General features: G+C 42.3%; 18 protein-coding genes and 2 pseudogenes. 16 read left to right on the forward strand and 4 right to left on the reverse strand.

Annotated elements, in window-relative coordinates; translation table 11 throughout:
- The first annotated feature begins 154 nt into the window (after positions 1–154).
- Both RRG12_RS17210 and RRG12_RS17215 read left to right on the forward strand, forming a co-directional pair.
- Positions 155–2,353, forward strand: coding sequence for an ATP-binding protein (locus tag RRG12_RS17210; RefSeq protein ID WP_420760118.1), 2,199 nt, complete (start codon positions 155–157; stop codon positions 2,351–2,353).
- Positions 2,354–2,476: 123 nt separating this feature from the next.
- Positions 2,477–3,124 (forward strand): class I SAM-dependent methyltransferase, encoded by a 648-nt coding sequence (locus RRG12_RS17215; RefSeq protein ID WP_069073133.1) that lies wholly within the window; start codon positions 2,477–2,479, stop codon positions 3,122–3,124.
- Between the two features lie 473 nt (positions 3,125–3,597).
- On the opposite strand, the gene RRG12_RS17220 is transcribed toward RRG12_RS17215, so the two are convergent.
- Positions 3,598–4,395, reverse strand: coding sequence for a dienelactone hydrolase family protein (locus tag RRG12_RS17220; RefSeq protein WP_420760119.1), 798 nt, complete (start codon positions 4,393–4,395; stop codon positions 3,598–3,600).
- A 166-nt stretch (positions 4,396–4,561) separates the two neighbouring features.
- Positions 4,562–5,905: pseudogene (locus RRG12_RS17225) on the reverse strand (site-specific integrase); the annotation flags it as partial.
- A 490-nt stretch (positions 5,906–6,395) separates the two neighbouring features.
- Between RRG12_RS17225 and RRG12_RS17230 the strand changes: the two are divergent.
- From RRG12_RS17230 to RRG12_RS17285, 12 genes and pseudogenes are all read left to right on the forward strand, one after another.
- A pseudogene (locus RRG12_RS17230) lies at positions 6,396–6,563 on the forward strand (nitrogenase molybdenum-iron protein alpha chain); the annotation flags it as partial.
- Positions 6,564–6,785: 222 nt separating this feature from the next.
- Entirely contained in the window at positions 6,786–8,321 is a 1,536-nt protein-coding gene (gene nifK, locus RRG12_RS17235) for a nitrogenase molybdenum-iron protein subunit beta (RefSeq protein WP_420760120.1), read from the forward strand.
- A gap of 195 nt (positions 8,322–8,516) precedes the next feature.
- A complete protein-coding gene (locus RRG12_RS17240; RefSeq protein WP_289794961.1) occupies positions 8,517–8,864 on the forward strand; it encodes a Mo-dependent nitrogenase C-terminal domain-containing protein in 348 nt (115 codons plus the stop codon).
- A 110-nt stretch (positions 8,865–8,974) separates the two neighbouring features.
- The gene (nifE, locus tag RRG12_RS17245) at positions 8,975–10,357 is read left to right on the forward strand and encodes a nitrogenase iron-molybdenum cofactor biosynthesis protein NifE (RefSeq protein WP_069069806.1); all 1,383 of its coding nucleotides are present in this window, start codon (positions 8,975–8,977) and stop codon (positions 10,355–10,357) included.
- Positions 10,357–10,515 carry a hypothetical protein gene (locus RRG12_RS17250; protein ID WP_420760121.1) on the forward strand — a complete coding sequence of 53 codons (159 nt, stop codon included), beginning with the start codon at positions 10,357–10,359 and terminating at the stop codon, positions 10,513–10,515. The genes nifE and RRG12_RS17250 overlap by 1 nt, the downstream gene beginning before the upstream one ends.
- Positions 10,515–11,852, forward strand: a complete 1,338-nt coding sequence (gene nifN, locus RRG12_RS17255) for a nitrogenase iron-molybdenum cofactor biosynthesis protein NifN (RefSeq protein WP_420760122.1) — start codon at positions 10,515–10,517, stop codon at positions 11,850–11,852. Before RRG12_RS17250 ends, nifN begins: the two co-directional genes overlap by 1 nt.
- A gap of 303 nt (positions 11,853–12,155) precedes the next feature.
- Positions 12,156–12,569 (forward strand): nitrogen fixation protein NifX, encoded by a 414-nt coding sequence (gene nifX / locus RRG12_RS17260; RefSeq protein ID WP_069069804.1) that lies wholly within the window; start codon positions 12,156–12,158, stop codon positions 12,567–12,569.
- On the forward strand, positions 12,566–13,042 hold the full coding sequence (locus RRG12_RS17265; RefSeq protein ID WP_069069803.1) for a NifX-associated nitrogen fixation protein: 477 nt from the start codon (positions 12,566–12,568) through the stop codon (positions 13,040–13,042). The genes nifX and RRG12_RS17265 overlap by 4 nt, the downstream gene beginning before the upstream one ends.
- Positions 13,043–13,200: 158 nt before the next feature.
- Positions 13,201–13,416, forward strand: coding sequence for a CCE_0567 family metalloprotein (locus tag RRG12_RS17270; RefSeq protein WP_069069812.1), 216 nt, complete (start codon positions 13,201–13,203; stop codon positions 13,414–13,416).
- Positions 13,413–13,730, forward strand: a complete 318-nt coding sequence (gene nifW / locus RRG12_RS17275) for a nitrogenase-stabilizing/protective protein NifW (RefSeq protein ID WP_069069802.1) — start codon at positions 13,413–13,415, stop codon at positions 13,728–13,730. Before RRG12_RS17270 ends, nifW begins: the two co-directional genes overlap by 4 nt.
- Before the next feature lie 10 nt (positions 13,731–13,740).
- On the forward strand, positions 13,741–14,547 hold the full coding sequence (locus RRG12_RS17280) for a HesA/MoeB/ThiF family protein (RefSeq protein WP_289794964.1): 807 nt from the start codon (positions 13,741–13,743) through the stop codon (positions 14,545–14,547).
- A 162-nt stretch (positions 14,548–14,709) separates the two neighbouring features.
- Positions 14,710–15,081 (forward strand): HesB/IscA family protein, encoded by a 372-nt coding sequence (locus RRG12_RS17285; RefSeq protein WP_069069800.1) that lies wholly within the window; start codon positions 14,710–14,712, stop codon positions 15,079–15,081.
- A 10-nt stretch (positions 15,082–15,091) separates the two neighbouring features.
- Here the strand turns inward: RRG12_RS17285 and RRG12_RS17290 are convergent, their stop codons facing one another.
- The gene (locus tag RRG12_RS17290) at positions 15,092–15,217 is read right to left on the reverse strand and encodes a hypothetical protein (protein WP_420760123.1); all 126 of its coding nucleotides are present in this window, start codon (positions 15,215–15,217) and stop codon (positions 15,092–15,094) included.
- A gap of 130 nt (positions 15,218–15,347) precedes the next feature.
- Here RRG12_RS17290 and RRG12_RS17295 point away from each other — a divergent pair, with 130 nt between their 5' ends.
- On the forward strand, positions 15,348–15,647 hold the full coding sequence (locus RRG12_RS17295; protein WP_335195528.1) for a 2Fe-2S iron-sulfur cluster-binding protein: 300 nt from the start codon (positions 15,348–15,350) through the stop codon (positions 15,645–15,647).
- 103 nt (positions 15,648–15,750) lie between these two features.
- Positions 15,751–16,011: a FeoA family protein gene (locus tag RRG12_RS17300; protein WP_420760124.1), complete on the forward strand. Its 261-nt coding sequence runs from the start codon at positions 15,751–15,753 to the stop codon at positions 16,009–16,011.
- A gap of 50 nt (positions 16,012–16,061) precedes the next feature.
- Here the strand turns inward: RRG12_RS17300 and RRG12_RS17305 are convergent, their stop codons facing one another.
- Positions 16,062–16,271, reverse strand: coding sequence for a TOBE domain-containing protein (locus RRG12_RS17305; RefSeq protein ID WP_069069797.1), 210 nt, complete (start codon positions 16,269–16,271; stop codon positions 16,062–16,064).
- Positions 16,272–16,344: the final 73 nt, after the last annotated feature.

The raw sequence follows: 16,344 nt of genomic DNA on the forward strand, positions 1-16,344 counted from the left end.
GGGTTATGAGCAAGCCTTTTTTAAGGGGGTTGGAGAATATTTTGATATGATCCCTGACCTAGATTGACAAAAAAAATTTAAACAAAGGTTAGTACGCGGACATCTTGGGAACTATAGAAGCAAATCAAATTAGCACAACTTCCAGCTTCCAGCAATGAAGACTCACTATCTAAGCATTGGTAAAGCGTTCCCATTACAGATTGTTCTTGTTATTCCCTTCGTCATCCAAATTTTTGGAGCGGTCAGTTTAGTGGGTTATTTGTCTTTTAAAAATGGACAAAGAGCAGTTAATGATCTGGCAGAACAGTTGATGGATCGCACCAGTGAGGTAGTGGATGAACATTTGAAGTCTCGTCTTTCCATTCCGCAAACCCTTAATCAGATCAATGCAGATACTATCCGCAGGGGATTATTGGATGTGAGCGATCGCAAAACCCTTGGCAAATATTTCTGGGATCAGATGCAGGCCTATGACCTGACTTATATTGGTATTGGACTAGCGACGGGTGAGGGAATGGGAGCCGCTCGTTATGATGGCAAAACGATCACCATTGATGATTGGACTGCCAACCTTCCTAATAACAATACCAACTACGCCACGGATAATCAGGGTAATCGGACTCAAGTTAATAATCGTTTTACTTGGGACAACTTCAACCAAATTTGGTACACCCAACCCATTGCTGCTGGTAAACCGATCTGGACAAAGATTTATACTGCAAATTTTCCAACAGGCCCCTACATTGCCGCCTCTGCTAGTCGTCCCATCTATGATTCGCAAAATCGCTTACTAGGAATGATTGCCTCTGATATTCATCTATTGAAACTCAGCGATTTTTTACGCAATTTGAATATTAGTCAATCTGGGCGGGTGTTCCTTTTAGAGCGGGATGGTACATTAATCGCCAGTTCCGGTACAGAGAAGCCTTTTATCCTCGTCAATCAAGAGATCCGGCGAGTGCGGGCGATTGACAGTTCTGATGCAATCATCCAGAACGTTGCCAAACACCTCCAAAGCTTCAACGGGTTTACCTCCATCATCCAAGACACGGATTTTCAGCTTGAACTGCAAGGAAAACGGCATTTTGTTGATGTTGTACCTTGGCGTGACAAGTATGGCTTAGATTGGCTGGTGGTAGTGAGTTTGCCAGAAAATGCATTCATGGCACAAATTAACGCCAACACCAACACCACGATCGCACTTTGTATTGGGGCATTAGTTCTTGCCTCGGTGATGGGCGTGTTTACCTCCCATTGGATTGTACGCCCAATTTTGCGCCTGAATTGGGCAAGTAAAGCAATGGCATCTGGCAATTTAGCTCAGACAGTGGAAAGTAGCGCCATTCAAGAACTTAATACCCTGTCCAACTCTTTCAACCAGATGGCAAGGCAACTACACGAATCCTTTACAGCCTTAGAGAAAAGCAAAGAAGAACTAGAAGATCGAGTAGAAGAACGCACCACGGAACTCAAAAATGCATTAGGGGAATTGCAGCGCACTCAATTTCAAGTTATTCAAAGTGAAAAAATGTCTAGTCTGGGACAATTAGTTGCTGGAGTCGCACACGAAATTAATAATCCAGTCAACTTTATTCATGGCAACCTTGTCCATGTGCAGGAATATACCCAAGATTTATTAGCATTTGTGCAGTTGTATCAGCAATATAATCCTAACCCTAGTACTGAAATTCAAACGGCTGCTGAAGACATGGAACTGGAGTTTTTGCAAGAAGACTTGCCAAAAATGTTGTCTTCGATGAAAGTCGGTACTGAACGCATTCGCCAGATTGTACTGTCGCTGCGAAACTTCTCTCGCATCGATGAAGCAGAATTCAAAAGCGTCGATATTCATGAAGGCATCGACAGCACCTTGATGATTTTGCAACACCGTCTCAAAGCTAAACCAGAACAACCTGAAATTGAGGTGATTAAAGACTACGGCACTGTACCCCTAGTAGAATGTTATGCCGGAAAACTCAACCAGGTGTTTATGAATATTTTAGTGAATGCCATTGATGCATTAGAAGAAAATAATGCCAAGCGCACCTATCAGGAAATCGAGGATAACCCCAATCGAATTAAGATTCGCACATCTGTGGTTAATTCAACATGGTTAGAAGTTGCGATCGCAGATAACGGAATCGGGATTTCTAAAGAACTTCAGCAACGAATATTCGATCCCTTTTTCACCACCAAACCCATTGGCAAAGGAACCGGAATGGGCATGTCCATCAGCTACCAAATTATCACGGAAAAACACGGCGGTAAACTGGAGTGCATCTCAACTTCGGGAGTTGGAACCGAGTTTATCATTCAGATTCCTCTGCGGCTAAAAGCTCATGGAGTTGTTTAAATTTATACTAATTTAGAATTGTCAAGTTGTTTAAGTAGTAGTACAATACACAAGGCTTGGGCGCTAACACACCCCACAGTTGAACACATAGTTAAATCAGTAGTCCTATTTGTTAAAAAATCTATGAAGATTGATAATTTGATAGAAACTTACGAGCAGATGGCAGTAGATTATGAGGCAATTGTGAGGCGTTATTGGCACATCGAGCGCGAACCCCTAATTGCTTCTTTGCAGCTGAAGCCGGGACAAACCGTCCTGGATGTTGCGCTAGGAACAGGTCTTAATCTTCCGGCCTATCCTGAAGGTGTAAGTGTCGTAGGTGTTGATCTTTCTGAGAAGATGATGGATGAAGCACGTAAAAAGCGTGTATCCGCAGATGTCACTTTTAAGATATCGGATATCTACAATCTTGATTTTCCTGATAATAGCTTTGATGCAGCAGTGTCGGGATTTACTTTCTGTATCCTTGAGCATCCTGTCCGTGCTTTTCAAGAGATTCTACGAGTAACTAAGCCCGGTGCATTTATTGCCATTCTCGATTACTGCAAATCGCAAGATCCAGAGATTCAGAAATGGCAAGAGTTAATAGCTGATGCAGCTTTAAAGGTAGGCTTCCCCACTGGCACGATCATGTGGGATGCATTAATGGATTATGACGAATTGATTTACAACAGTAAACTTTCCATTGAAGTGATTACGGACGATCGCACAGAAAGTCCCAACCCGTTCTCATGTGGTTGTCAACTCCTGCTGAAAAACTCAAAATCTTAAAGCCAATAGTATCGCAGTTTTGGAATTTTATTTTGTAACAGTAGGGTGCGTTATAGCAACGCTTAACGCACCAACATATCTAGTGTGTTACGGCTAATCATGACTTTCTCAAACTCTCAAATCCTTGCTAAGAGAATAAATCATTTATAAATCCTTTTTTAGAGTATTTGAAAATGTCTATCGACCATATAATGTTTATTAAATTTATGAACTCTTATGGCAGCCATAACTGTATAAATGCACTGATTTAGTCTATATTATGAGTAAAATCAGATTCAGTTGTCTTTAGATTTTATTTACGAATTATCTCTAAAATTGTGGTGTATTGACTTGGCGACAAGACACCACAATCTATATCATTTAGTTTTACAGAAACAATCAGAAGATTTTGAGGCTAAAGCTTAATAATTAAAAAGCGATAGCATCCTTAATTTTCTAAATATTCTGAATTATGACTCCTGAATTTTTAGGTTTTACAAGTGATTTTGAAACAGTTCTAGAACATGTTTCCAAGCATCAGGGGCCGCTGCGGGATTGTAACTCGGATTCTGGGTGATGAATGGATACTTATCTTTGAAGAATCCGTGGAAGAATCCGTGTCCTGCATCGTATCGAAATATACGATGATTAATGTTATATTTCTTTAATTCTGCCTCTATCTGTTGATTTTCCTCTTGGGAAATTAATGCATCTCTTGTACCAAAAAATGCATAAATAGTACCTTGAATTTGCGAGGTGCGATTGACGGTTGGAGTTTCTTCACCATAACTGGAACTGGTAATGCCGCCACCGTAAAATGAAGCTGTGGCTTTGATATCGGGTAAAGTTGCAGCCATGTAAGCCACATGACCGCCAAAACAGAAACCAATCACACCGATCGCATCATCTTTGACATTGGGTAAAGTTTTCAAGTATGCGATCGCAGCTTGAATATCGCTTAAAATTTCTTGATACTTAACTTGTTGATAGTATTGTAAACCAAGCTGATAGCCTTCTGGGCTATAGCCAGCATCTTCTTCGCTATAGTCAACCTCAAAACCGGGAGCAATACGTTGATACAGCGCGGGTGCGATCGCTACATAACCTTGTTTAGCAATTAGTTCGGTGATATCTCGAATATTACTGTTGATTCCAAAAATTTCTGGAAAAACTATAACCGCTCCAAAGGTTCCCTTTTGTGCTGGTTGAGCTAAGTAAGCATCGATTTCTAAGTCATTGTTGGGTACTTTGACATAGCAAGTGTTAATTTCGATGTTTGTTGTTTCTACCATCTTTGTTTCAGCTGCTTTTATACCAACTCATCTATTTTGACTGCTTTTGACACAGATATGTAAATTGATGCTTCAAAGTTACCCTACAGAAAATTCTGTATACTGGCAGACATGAGGTGGATGACATTACCTTATCCTTCTCCTAATAAACAGTATTTGGGCAAGTTTAACTTTGTTTATAAACCATTTCCATTCTCAACTTCTCAATCTCTAATCTCAACTTGTCATTCTCCATTCTCAATTTAGCATTCTCCTCTCTAATCAACTCAACTTCATTTCTCTTACTCAAAGCCTGATTAATCGCCAACTTCCGCATATCTAGCGAAAACCAACGCTGATAAGTTTCGGTATGAACTTGCACACTATGCCCCAAATTATCCGCCGCTGCTTTAATTGGGATTCCCAAAATATGCGCCCGAATTGCCCAAGCGTGACGCAAATCATAGGGTTTAAAATCCAAACCTATCTTGCGAAACCACCAACTAACTCGCTGTGTTAACGCCGTTATCTCAGCATGATTTGTGTTATCTTTTTTAGCGATCGCACCCTTTAACATCTCTAAATATTTAGGATTTCTCAAATCAAAGTCATCAATCCATTGTCTATATAAAGGTAAGGCTTCTCTCTCACCAGTCTTACAATCCTTATGAACTTTCCATGTCAAATCAGCATTATCTTGACTCAACCACCAATCAATATCAGGATTAATAAAAAGCTCCCGTGGACGTAAACCAAAAACTGCTAACATTCCATACGTCCAGCGCCACAGTTGCCAGCTATCTTGAAGATTTTGATTAACTTGATTCCCTCTATTATTCAGATAATCTTCAAACTTGAGAATTCCATCAGCTATTTCCACATCTGTAGGGATAGTGCGGGAGTTATTCTCAGGCATTTTGGAATATTTAGATAAATCAATTTCGATATTGAATGTCACACAAAATGCTGCGATCGCTCTAGCTGCATTATACTTAGCCCATTCCTTATCTATTTGCTCAATTGAGCTTATAAGATTTTCAGCGATCGCTAAATCTTTGGGATTCGTAAATCGTTTAGTTCGGGAAAAGTAATAAAAAAAAGTATGTTCGCTTTTAGTAGTTCGTTTATGAGTCTTAAAATACTCTTCTTCAAATTTTTCGAGTAATTCTCCTATAGTCTTAAATTCTTTTTTAATCGCTTCATTTCCTAAATATTTATCATTCCATTCAAAACTTTTACGAGCGATTAACTTCCCTAATTCATAGGCTTCTTCCTCAGCCGTCTTGAGTCCATCCAAGTTAGCGGGAATATTCAAACTGAGATTATATTGTTTTCTCCCAGTACCATTACTATCTTTGTCTCCCGGTTTAATTGGTAACGTCGCCCGTAATTGCAGACTTCCATTCGATTCTCTAATTGTCACCTTTGCCTTCGCAGACTTCAAACGCAGATTAACTTTCTCTAATTCCAATAGTACTTTCGTTCTCATGTGTTCTTTTTGCTGCTGTGCTTGCAGAGATGAGCAAAAAAACGGGCGATTGTTTAATCGCCTTGGCTCAGGACAACATTTAGATGATGCGTAATATCATATCCGCTTGATTGCTTATTAAACCCGAAGAACCCCACCCCGCCAAAGCTACGCCTTGTTTCCCCTCCCCGCTTGCGCTACGGTGTATACACAAGTCTGAAATAGCTGATCAACCAAGGTTTTACCCCACCCTAACCCTCCCCTTGCAAAGGGGAGGGAACTGGATTTTTATGTTTCCCCCCAATGCATCGGGGGGATTAAGGGGGGTAATTCGACTTGTGTGAACAACCGTAGCCGCAAGCGGAGAGGGGATTAAGGGGTGAGGTTCTTTTTTTATGGGTAATTTAGCGGACATGATATGAGTCCTGAACCTGATTATGCATCGCTGTGTTTTTAGCCTATATTTAGGCTAAAAATAAATGTGTTATCAACGAACAATGCTTATCGCTGACACTGTTTACTGCAAACATTAGACAGTTAAAAAGAATTAAACCACCAAAAGGATTACTCCGGCCCTTATCACGGTTATGACGGCTTTGCCATCTTCGCTCGTGATATGGACTTGGCACTCAACAGCCCAACTTGGTCATTAATTGGCGCTCCTTGGAATGAAAAAGCTCAGGCTAAGAAGGCTGAAGCTAAGGCTAAGGCTGCCGTTTAGGGAAATGGGAGAGTGAGATAAGTAAGGATAACCTGGGGCTAAAACCCCAGGGGGGAGTTGGGAATCCAAAATTCAAAATTGAAAGATTAAAAATTTATTTTGATTTTTGCATTTTGAATTTTGAATCATATTCCCACTCCCTTGTAGAGACGCGATTCATCGCGTCTCTATCCCACTCACACCTCAATTAGTAAAGAATTCAGTAAGCTTGGAGATCCAGAAATGCCTCAGAATCCAGAAAAAATTCAAGACCACGTCGAGTTATTCCACCAGCCTGAGTACCAACAGCTATTTGAAAACAAAAAGCAGTTTGAAAACGGTCACGACCCCGAAGAAGTAACACGGGTTGCAGAGTGGACAAAGGGTTGGGATTATCGTGAAAAGAACTTCGCTCGTGAAGCTTTAACCGTTAACCCTGCTAAAGGTTGTCAACCATTGGGAGCAATCTTTGCTGCTGTTGGTTTTGAAGGTACTCTACCTTTCGTTCAAGGTTCTCAAGGTTGCGTTGCTTACTTCCGCACCCACTTAACCCGTCACTACAAAGAGCCATTCTCTGGTGTATCTTCTTCAATGACTGAAGATGCAGCCGTGTTTGGTGGTCTGCAAAACATGATTGACGGCTTGGCGAACTCTTACCAACTCTACAAGCCCAAAATGATCGCTGTCTGCACCACCTGTATGGCAGAAGTAATTGGTGATGACTTACAAGCCTTCATCAACAACTCTAAGCAAGCTGGTTCAGTTCCTCAAGATTTCCCAGTACCTTACGCTCACACCCCTAGCTTTGTCGGTTCCCACATCACTGGTTACGACAACATGATGAAGGGAATTCTTTCTAACTTGACCGCAGGTCATAAGAAAGAAACCAGCAATGGTAAAATCAACTTCATCCCAGGTTTTGACACCTACGTAGGTAACAACCGCGAAATCAAGCGGATTGCTTCCTTGTTCGGCTTTGACTACACAATTCTAGCCGACAACAGCGACTACCTCGATTCACCAAACACAGGTGAATTCGATATGTACCCAGGTGGTACAAAGTTAGAAGATGCAGCAGATTCAATCAATGCGAAAGCTACGATCGCACTGCAAGCACACTCTACACCCAAAACCCGCGAGTACATCGAAAAAGAATGGAAGCAACCAACCTCAGTTTCCCGTCCTTGGGGCATTAAGGGTACTGATGAATTCTTGATGAAACTCAGCGAATTGAGCGGTATCCCCATTCCTGAAGAATTGGAAATCGAACGCGGTCGTGCAGTTGATGCCATGACTGACTCTCACTCATGGATTCACGGCAAGCGCTTCGCTATCTACGGCGAACCAGATTTAGTATACAGCGTAGTTGGCTTTATGCTAGAAATGGGTGCTGAACCTGTGCATGTCTTGGTTCACAACAGCAACGAAGTATTTGAAGCAGAAATGAAAGAATTGCTTGCTTCTAGCCCCTTCGGTCAACATGCAACTGTTTGGCCTGGTAAGGACTTGTGGCACATGCGTTCACTGTTGTTCACCGAACCAGTAGACTTCTTAGTTGGTAACACCTACGGTAAGTACTTGTGGCGCGACACCAAGATTCCCCTCGTGAGAATCGGCTACCCCATCATGGATCGCCACCACCTACACCGCTATGCCACCATTGGTTATCAAGGTGTGATCAACCTCCTCAACTGGACTGTAAACACCCTGTTTGAAGAAATCGATCGCAACACCAACATTCCTTCTAAGACAGATATTTCCTACGACTTGATTCGTTAGAAATTGCGTAGAAACACAACGTGTTAATTAAAGGGTGAAGAAGGGGAATAGGGAATAGGGAATAGGGAATAGGGACTGGAGACTGGAGACTGGGAAAACACCCAATGCCCAATGCCCAATACCTAATCCCCGATGCCCAATCCCCAATCCCCAACTCCCCTTTTTCTTGATAGCATTTACCCAAGGAATTTATAGATGGAAACCATCAATCACACTCACGAACATACTCACACTCATCCTCATCCTAATTACCATCCACCTAATCAGAAAAAACCAGGATGGTTCCACAATATTCTTAATCCGTTGCGTAGTGTAGTGGATGGAATTCAGGTTAAAAATAATCGCATCGCTCATCTAATTTGTCAAACAATTCCTTGTTGTTGTCCCTTTGAGCGACAAATTAAATTATTTGGGAAGACTATTGATATCCCACCACTATGTAAACTCAATCCTTTATATGACGAATTTGTAGGATTGCGTTTTCGCGCTCTATCTTACCTCGCTGATGTATGTGGAGAGGATGTCACAAAATACATTTGTTAGTCATTGGTAGAGACGCGATGAATCGCGTCTGTACAATAGTCATTAGTTGTTAGTTATTCAAAGGACAAATGACAAATGACAAAGGACAATTAACAATTAAGAGAAGAGAGATGAAAAGCACCCAAGGCAAAATCAACGAGCTGCTGACTGAGACAGGATGCGAACATAATCAGCACAAACAAGCAGAAAAGAAAAACAAATCATGCGCTCAACAGGCACAACCTGGCGCGGCTCAAGGGGGCTGTGCCTTTGATGGTGCAATGATTGCTTTAGTGCCGATCGCAGATGCAGCGCATCTAGTCCACGGGCCGATCGCCTGTGCTGGTAATTCCTGGGGCAGTCGTGGTAGTCTGTCGTCTGGCCCGCAACTCTACAAAATGGGCTTTACGACTGACTTGGGTGAAAATGATGTTATCTTTGGTGGCGAAAAGAAGCTCTACAAAGCGATTCTAGAACTCAAAGAGCGCTACCAACCAGCAGCAGTATTCGTTTACGCCACTTGTGTTACAGCCTTAATTGGCGATGATATGGATGCTGTCTGCAAAGCGGCGGCTGAGAAAATTGGTATTCCTGTTATTCCCGTTATTGCCCCAGGATTCATTGGCAGTAAAAATCTGGGCAACCGTTTCGGTGGTGAAGCTTTATTAGAATATGTTGTCGGAACAGCAGAACCGGAACATACAACGCCCTATGATATTAACTTAATCGGCGAATACAACATCGCCGGGGAAATGTGGGGAGTAACACCACTGCTAGAAAAATTAGGCATCCGTATTCTGTCTAAAATTACGGGCGATGCTCGCTACGATGAAATTCGCTACGCCCACCGCGCCAAGCTCAACGTCATGATCTGCTCACGAGCGTTGCTGAATATGGCGAGAAAGATGGAGGAGCGTTACAACATCCCTTACATTGAAGAGTCTTTCTACGGCATCGATGATATGAATCGCTGTCTGCGAAACATCGCCGCTAAATTAGGCGATCCTGATTTACAGGAGCGGACAGAAAAACTAATTGCAGAAGAAACGGCTGCTTTAGATTTGGCATTGGCTCCCTATCGCGCTCGACTCAAAGGTAAGCGGGTTGTGTTGTATACAGGTGGTGTCAAGAGTTGGTCGATTATCTCGGCTGCTAGAGACTTAGGCATTGAAGTTGTTGCTACCAGTACTCGGAAAAGTACTGAGGAAGATAAAGCCAAAATCAAGAAGTTGATTGGCAACGATGGCATCATGCTGGAGAAAGGCAACGCTCAAGAATTGCTACAACTGGTTAAAGACACTCGCGCAGATATGCTGATTGCTGGTGGACGTAACCAATACACAGCTTTGAAAGCTCGAATTCCTTTCCTTGATATCAACCAAGAACGCCACCATCCTTATGCAGGTTATGTAGGAATGATTGAGATGGCGCGGGAATTGTACGAAGCTTTGTATAGCCCGATTTGGGAACAAATACGCAAACCCGCTCCTTGGGAAGAAGAGGAGGAAGTTTAATGGTGGCTGTACCCTCGTTCCCAGACTCAGGCTGGGAACGCACTCCTGAAGGCTCTGCCTTCTTTATAGAGCAGATGAGGCAGAGCCTCACTGTCAGCATTCCCCGGCGGAGCCAGGGAACGAGAAAGTCCGCCCTGTGGAATGAGGAGGAAGTTTAATGGCGATCGTTACCGCTTCTAACAAAGCACTGACAGTTAATCCCCTCAAGCAAAGTCAAGCTTTGGGCGCAACCTTAGCCTTTTTGGGATTGAAAGGGACAATGCCCTTATTCCACGGTTCTCAAGGTTGTACTGCTTTCGCCAAAGTTGTCCTAGTGCGGCATTTCCGGGAAGCGATTCCCCTAGCTACGACGGCGATGACGGAAGTCACTACTATTTTGGGTGGTGAAGAGAATGTGGAGCAAGCAATTCTGACTCTGGTGGAAAAGGCTAACCCAGAAATTATTGGTTTATGTAGTACTGGGTTAACTGAAACCAGAGGCGATGACATTGAGGGTTTTCTGAAGGAAATCCGCGATCGCCATCCAGAATTGAATGATGTAGCGATCGTTTTTGCACCTACCCCAGATTTTAAAGGTGCGTTGCAAGATGGCTTTGCTGTTGCTGTCGAAAGCATAGTTAAGGAAATTCCTCGCGCAGGTGGACTCAGAACTGAACAAGTCACAATTTTGGCGGGTTCTGCTTTCACACCTGGGGATGTACAGGAAATCAAGGAAATGGTAACGTCCTTTGGATTAGTGCCGATCTTTGTACCTGACCTTGGCGCTTCTCTAGATGGTCATTTAGAGGATAATTATAGTGCGGTTACAGTCAGTGGAACTACCTTAAAACAGCTACGAGAAGTCGGTAGTTCTGCCTTTACCCTGGCATTGGGTGAAAGTATGCGGGGGGCTGCCAAGATTCTGGAAGAACGCTTTGGTACACCTTATGAGGTGTTTGGCGAACTGACAGGATTAGAACCAGTAGATGAATTTATCCAAGCATTGGCGATTCTGAGCGGTAACAGCGTACCCGAAAAATACCGCCGCCAACGTCGTCAGTTGCAAGATGCGATGCTGGACACCCACTTTTACTTCGGTGCAAAACGAGTTTCCTTAGCACTGGAACCAGATTTGCTGTGGTCAACAGTGCATTTCCTGCAATCGATGGGTAGTCAAATTCATGCTGTGGTGACAACCACGCGATCGCCTCTCTTAGAAAAACTCCCGGTTAAAAGCATCACCATTGGCGACTTGGAAGACTTTGAGAGTCTAGCGGGTGGTTCTGATTTGCTGATTGGTAACTCGAATGTGGGTGCGATCGCAAAACGCCTCTCGATTCCTCTTTATCGTCTAGGATTGCCCATTTATGACCGCTTAGGTAATGGTCAATTTACCAAAGTTGGCTATCGAGGCACGATGGAGCTTTTATTTGGCATCGGCAACCTGTTTTTAGAGGCAGAAGAAGCGAGAGTTAAGCAGTTCCAAGAGTTCGGAACTGTGAGCGCTGAGTTTTGAATTCACACTTGAAAATTCAAAACAGTTCAGTTAAGAGTTGATCCTCCCTAACCCTCCTTTTTAAGGCGTGTATATACAAGTCGAATTACCCCCCTTAATCCCCCCTTATAAAAGGGGGAAACAATAAATCAAATCTAGTTCCCTCCCCTTTATAAGGGGAGGGTTAGGGTGGGGTAAAACCTTGTTTAATCAGCTATTTCAGATTTGTGTATCGTAGCTTTTCAAGGGGGATCTTCCGAGGCTAAATATCACTAACTGAACCGTATTGCTTCAAAATTCAAAACTTTAGAGAGGAGAATTACAATGAAAATAGCCTTCACGACGAGCGACCGAGTTCATATTAATGCTCACTTCGGATGGGCAAAAATGATTGATGTTTACGAAATTACCGATGAGGGATATCACTTCGTAGAAACCCTCACCTTTGAAGGTGAACTCAAAGAAGATGGTAACGAAGACAAAATCACCCCAAAACTTGAGTCAATAGGCGACTGTACGATTATTTACGTAACAGCAATTGGTGGTAGTGCCGCCGCTCGGTTAATCAAGAAAGGTGTCACCCCAGTGAAGGCGCGATCGGAAGAAGAAGAAATTAGTGAAGTGCTAAATAAGCTAGTGAAAACCCTCAAAGGTAATCCTCCACCTTGGTTGCGTAAAGCTTTGCAGCCCAAAACCACAAACTTTGCTGATGAAATTGAAGACGAAGCAACAGTATGACCGCAAATAACAGTGTGAACGGAACCGCTACAACTGAAGTCTTGAACTCACCTTTTCTTAAGGTATTAATCAAACAAATCCGTGGTCAAGACAGTTATGGAGTTTATCGTACTTGGTCGGATGAGTTGATTCTCAAACCCTTTATTGTCACCAAACAAAAGAAACGGGAAATCTCCGTTGAGGGCGAAGTTGATCCGGTAACTCAAGCCCGGATTATGGCATTTTTTCGGGCTGTAGCGGCTGGGATTGAACAAGAAACAGGTTTAATATCCCAGGTTGTAGTTGATTTGAGCCATGAAGGATTTGGCTGGGCGCTAGTCTTTTCTGGTCGTCTTTTGCTAACCGTGAAAACCCTGCGAGATGCCCATCGCTTTGGCTTTGACTCAGTAGAGAAATTAGCAGAAGAGGGAGAAAACTACGTCAAAAAAGGTCTTGATTTGGCGAAACGTTTTCCTGAAGTTGGAAAAATCTAACAATTTTAGATTTTGGATTTTGGATTTTGGATTCAAGTTTTAATCATTAGCTTCTTCACCATTTGATTAAAACAATATCATCCAATCCAAAATCTAAAATTTAAAATCGTTCGACTGAGCGTAGCCGAAGTCCAAAATCCAATGTGGAGTGGCTGATTGTGCAAGCAGAAGAAACGAGTATTGAGGAACTACAAGCAAAAATCAGACGCCTCAACAGTAAAGCAGGTCAAATGAAAATGGATCTGCATGATTTAGCTGAAGGTCTGCCAACAGATTACAAACAACTAATGGATGTTGCCGCCGCAACTTATGAAATCTATCGCCAGTTAGATGAACTTAAGCAACATCTTAAACAATTGGAGAATGCTAAATGACTGGAACTATTGATGAATTCAAGAAGCTCGTAGATGCAGAAGAATTTTTTCAATTCTTTAATATGTCCTACGACTTAGAAGTTGTAAATGTACATCGTCTACATATTCTGAAAAAGTTTTCTCAACACATGCAGGAAATTGATGATAATTCTCCTGACTTGAGTCAAGAAGAGAGACTAAATCAATATTCTTTGGCTTTGCAAAAAGCTTATCAGCTATTTATCGAATCGACAGCTTATGAACAAAAGCTGTTCAAAGTGTTTAACGACAAGCCGAAAAATGTAGTCACACTGACAGAAATCACTTCTGATTAGGAGGTATAAATTGGTTAACCTAACGCCTACCGAATTAGAACGCTATCGTCGCCAAATGATGCTTCCAAATTTTGGCGAAACAGCACAGAAACGCCTAAAGTCAGCGACAGTTTTGGTTACAGGTGTGGGAGGATTAGGCGGTACAGCGGCGCTTTACTTAGCAGTAGCGGGCGTTGGGCGGCTAATCCTAGTCCGGGGTGGTGACTTGCGGCTAGATGATATGAATCGTCAGGTTCTCATGACTGATGATTGGGTAGGTAAGCCAAGGGTATTCAAAGCTAAAGAAACTCTGGATGCGATTAATCCTGATGTCCAAGTGGAAATTGTTCATGATTACATCACCCCGGAAAATGTAGATTCGTTAGTGCAATCTGCTGATATGGCTCTTGATTGCGCCCACAATTTTACAGAGCGCAATTTGTTAAATGAAGCCTGTGTGCGATCGCGTAAGCCAATGGTGGAAGCCGCAATGAATGGGATGGAGGCTTACCTGACGACGATTATTCCTGGTGTGACTCCTTGTTTATCTTGTCTGTTTCCAGAAAAGCCTGAGTGGGATCAGCGCGGCTTTTCAGTTCTAGGCGCTGTTTCTGGAACCCTAGCTTGTCTAACAGCACTGGAAGCTATCAAGCTGATCACCGGGTTTAGTCAGCCTCTATTATCGCAATTGCTGACAATCGACTTAAATCGAATGGAATTTGCTAAACGCCGTTCTCACCGCGATCGCTCTTGTCCAGTATGCGGCAATAGTGCGCCTTGGAGACATGCACAATCCAATTCGATGGAACCCACTGGTATTACACAACATAGTCATTAGTCATTCAATTTTAGATTTTGAGTCGCACCTTTGGTGCGCTTAGAGCGCAACTTGGATTTGGGATTGAAGGAAAAATCTAAAATCTAAAATCTAAAATCCAAAATTGGCTGACAACCCACACCTGAAATCAGAACAACTAATCGCTACAAATCAGGAGACTTCATGGCAGTTATTTTATCAGAAAAAGCAGAATTCCATCTGCGGGCATTCCTCAAAGGTTCCGCACCCGACGCTAATGGCGCAACGAAAGGTGTCCGCATCTCGGTAAGAGATGGTGGTTGCAGTGGCTATGAATATGCAATTGATATCACCAGCAAACCCCAACCAGATGATCTAGTAAGTCAGCAAGGCAAAGTGCTGGTTTACGTTGATGCCAAAAGTGCGCCCTTATTAGACGGAGTTATCGTTGACTTCGTTGAGGGTGTGATGGAAAGCGGTTTTAAATTCATCAACCCCAATGCAACTGATACCTGCGGTTGTGGCAAGTCCTTCAAAACAGACGATGGTACGCCTACTGGTGTACCTTGCAGCTAACATCATTCCGTTAGCGCCCAGTCTGATTGTAAAGGCTTTCATATAGATGCGGTAAGCGTTCGCGGAGCATCTCTAAGAGTTGCCATGCCGCAGGCTTATCGCCTTGCCTTGAGGTAGCCTCTAGTTCGCTTTGCATTCCTCACCCTCATAGAGAAGCTGACTAAACTTAGCATCTCTGTAAGAACAAAAGAAGCAAAAAGTAGGATAGGTTGCTCAAAAAGTTCAGAAATTAGACCAACTGTATAACGTTTGAGGAGAATCGGAAAATGGCTTCCTACCAAGTTAGATTAATCAACAAAAAAGAAGACCTCGACGCAACAATTGAAGTTGATGAAGAGACTACCATTTTAGAAGCAGCAGAAGAAAATGGTATTGAGTTGCCCTTTTCTTGTCATGCAGGCTCTTGCTCTAGCTGTGTTGGCAAGGTTGTCGAAGGTGAAGTTAATCAAGATGATCAAAACTTTTTAGATGATGATCAGGTTTCTAAAGGATACGCTCTACTTTGTGTAACTTATCCTCGTTCTAATTGCACAATTAAGACTCATCAAGAAGCGTATCTCGTTTAAGTTATTACTTTGGTTGCTGCCTTTAGCATCCAAATAAAAATGAAGGATGAAGGATGAAAATAAACTTCCTTCTTTCCTTCACAATTCATAATTTATAATTAAAATGTTTACCCGTTTTAGTGTGGCTGGCTGTTCATTAGAATTATTGAGAGCAGGAGAGCGAGGAATCGTCACCTTCTGTAAAACTCAGGATGAAAAAATCTTAAGTCAACTTATCTCAATGGGAATAAAACCAGGGACTACTATCACTTTAAAACACAAGTTACCCTCTTTAATTATCACAATTGGAAACACAGATTTAGCACTAGATATAGGAAGTGTTCGTGCTATTTATGTTCGTATTATTGATAATACAATTAATTAATAGTTTGATATTAAAAATAGAGCGGCTTGTCAAGTAAGCCACTCTATTTGTCAATCAACAGCAACTATTACATCTGATGCTTTTATTACGGCATAAGCTTGTTTCCCTTCTGCAAGCCCTAGCTTTTCTGCCGATGATTTTGTGATGATTGACACTAGCTCTACTCCTGGTGCTAGTTCTAAAGTTATCTCAGTATTAACTGAACCATGTACAACTTGTTTGACAGTACCCTTAAGAGAATTACGAGCGCTAATTTCCATGTTTTTACTTACCAAATTTAACTATTTTTACTTTAGTAAAGTAGCAAGCTTTGATTTTAAAACTAGCTTTCTT

The sequence above is a fragment of the Nostoc sp. CALU 546 genome (assembly GCF_048836525.1).

What these genes read in the sequence shown, in the direction of transcription:
- RRG12_RS17210 (WP_420760118.1), top strand. Translation starts at nt 155, where the DNA reads ATGAAGACTCACTATCTAAGCATTGGTAAAGCGTTCCCATTACAGATT.
- RRG12_RS17215 (WP_069073133.1), top strand. Translation starts at nt 2,477, where the DNA reads ATGAAGATTGATAATTTGATAGAAACTTACGAGCAGATGGCAGTAGAT.
- RRG12_RS17220 (WP_420760119.1), bottom strand. Translation starts at nt 4,395, where the DNA reads ATGGTAGAAACAACAAACATCGAAATTAACACTTGCTATGTCAAAGTA.
- nifK (WP_420760120.1), top strand. Translation starts at nt 6,786, where the DNA reads ATGCCTCAGAATCCAGAAAAAATTCAAGACCACGTCGAGTTATTCCAC.
- RRG12_RS17240 (WP_289794961.1), top strand. Translation starts at nt 8,517, where the DNA reads ATGGAAACCATCAATCACACTCACGAACATACTCACACTCATCCTCAT.
- nifE (WP_069069806.1), top strand. Translation starts at nt 8,975, where the DNA reads ATGAAAAGCACCCAAGGCAAAATCAACGAGCTGCTGACTGAGACAGGA.
- RRG12_RS17250 (WP_420760121.1), top strand. Translation starts at nt 10,357, where the DNA reads ATGGTGGCTGTACCCTCGTTCCCAGACTCAGGCTGGGAACGCACTCCT.
- nifN (WP_420760122.1), top strand. Translation starts at nt 10,515, where the DNA reads ATGGCGATCGTTACCGCTTCTAACAAAGCACTGACAGTTAATCCCCTC.
- nifX (WP_069069804.1), top strand. Translation starts at nt 12,156, where the DNA reads ATGAAAATAGCCTTCACGACGAGCGACCGAGTTCATATTAATGCTCAC.
- RRG12_RS17265 (WP_069069803.1), top strand. Translation starts at nt 12,566, where the DNA reads ATGACCGCAAATAACAGTGTGAACGGAACCGCTACAACTGAAGTCTTG.
- nifW (WP_069069802.1), top strand. Translation starts at nt 13,413, where the DNA reads ATGACTGGAACTATTGATGAATTCAAGAAGCTCGTAGATGCAGAAGAA.
- RRG12_RS17285 (WP_069069800.1), top strand. Translation starts at nt 14,710, where the DNA reads ATGGCAGTTATTTTATCAGAAAAAGCAGAATTCCATCTGCGGGCATTC.
- RRG12_RS17290 (WP_420760123.1), bottom strand. Translation starts at nt 15,217, where the DNA reads ATGCAAAGCGAACTAGAGGCTACCTCAAGGCAAGGCGATAAGCCTGCG.
- RRG12_RS17295 (WP_335195528.1), top strand. Translation starts at nt 15,348, where the DNA reads ATGGCTTCCTACCAAGTTAGATTAATCAACAAAAAAGAAGACCTCGAC.
- RRG12_RS17300 (WP_420760124.1), top strand. Translation starts at nt 15,751, where the DNA reads ATGTTTACCCGTTTTAGTGTGGCTGGCTGTTCATTAGAATTATTGAGA.
- RRG12_RS17305 (WP_069069797.1), bottom strand. Translation starts at nt 16,271, where the DNA reads ATGGAAATTAGCGCTCGTAATTCTCTTAAGGGTACTGTCAAACAAGTT.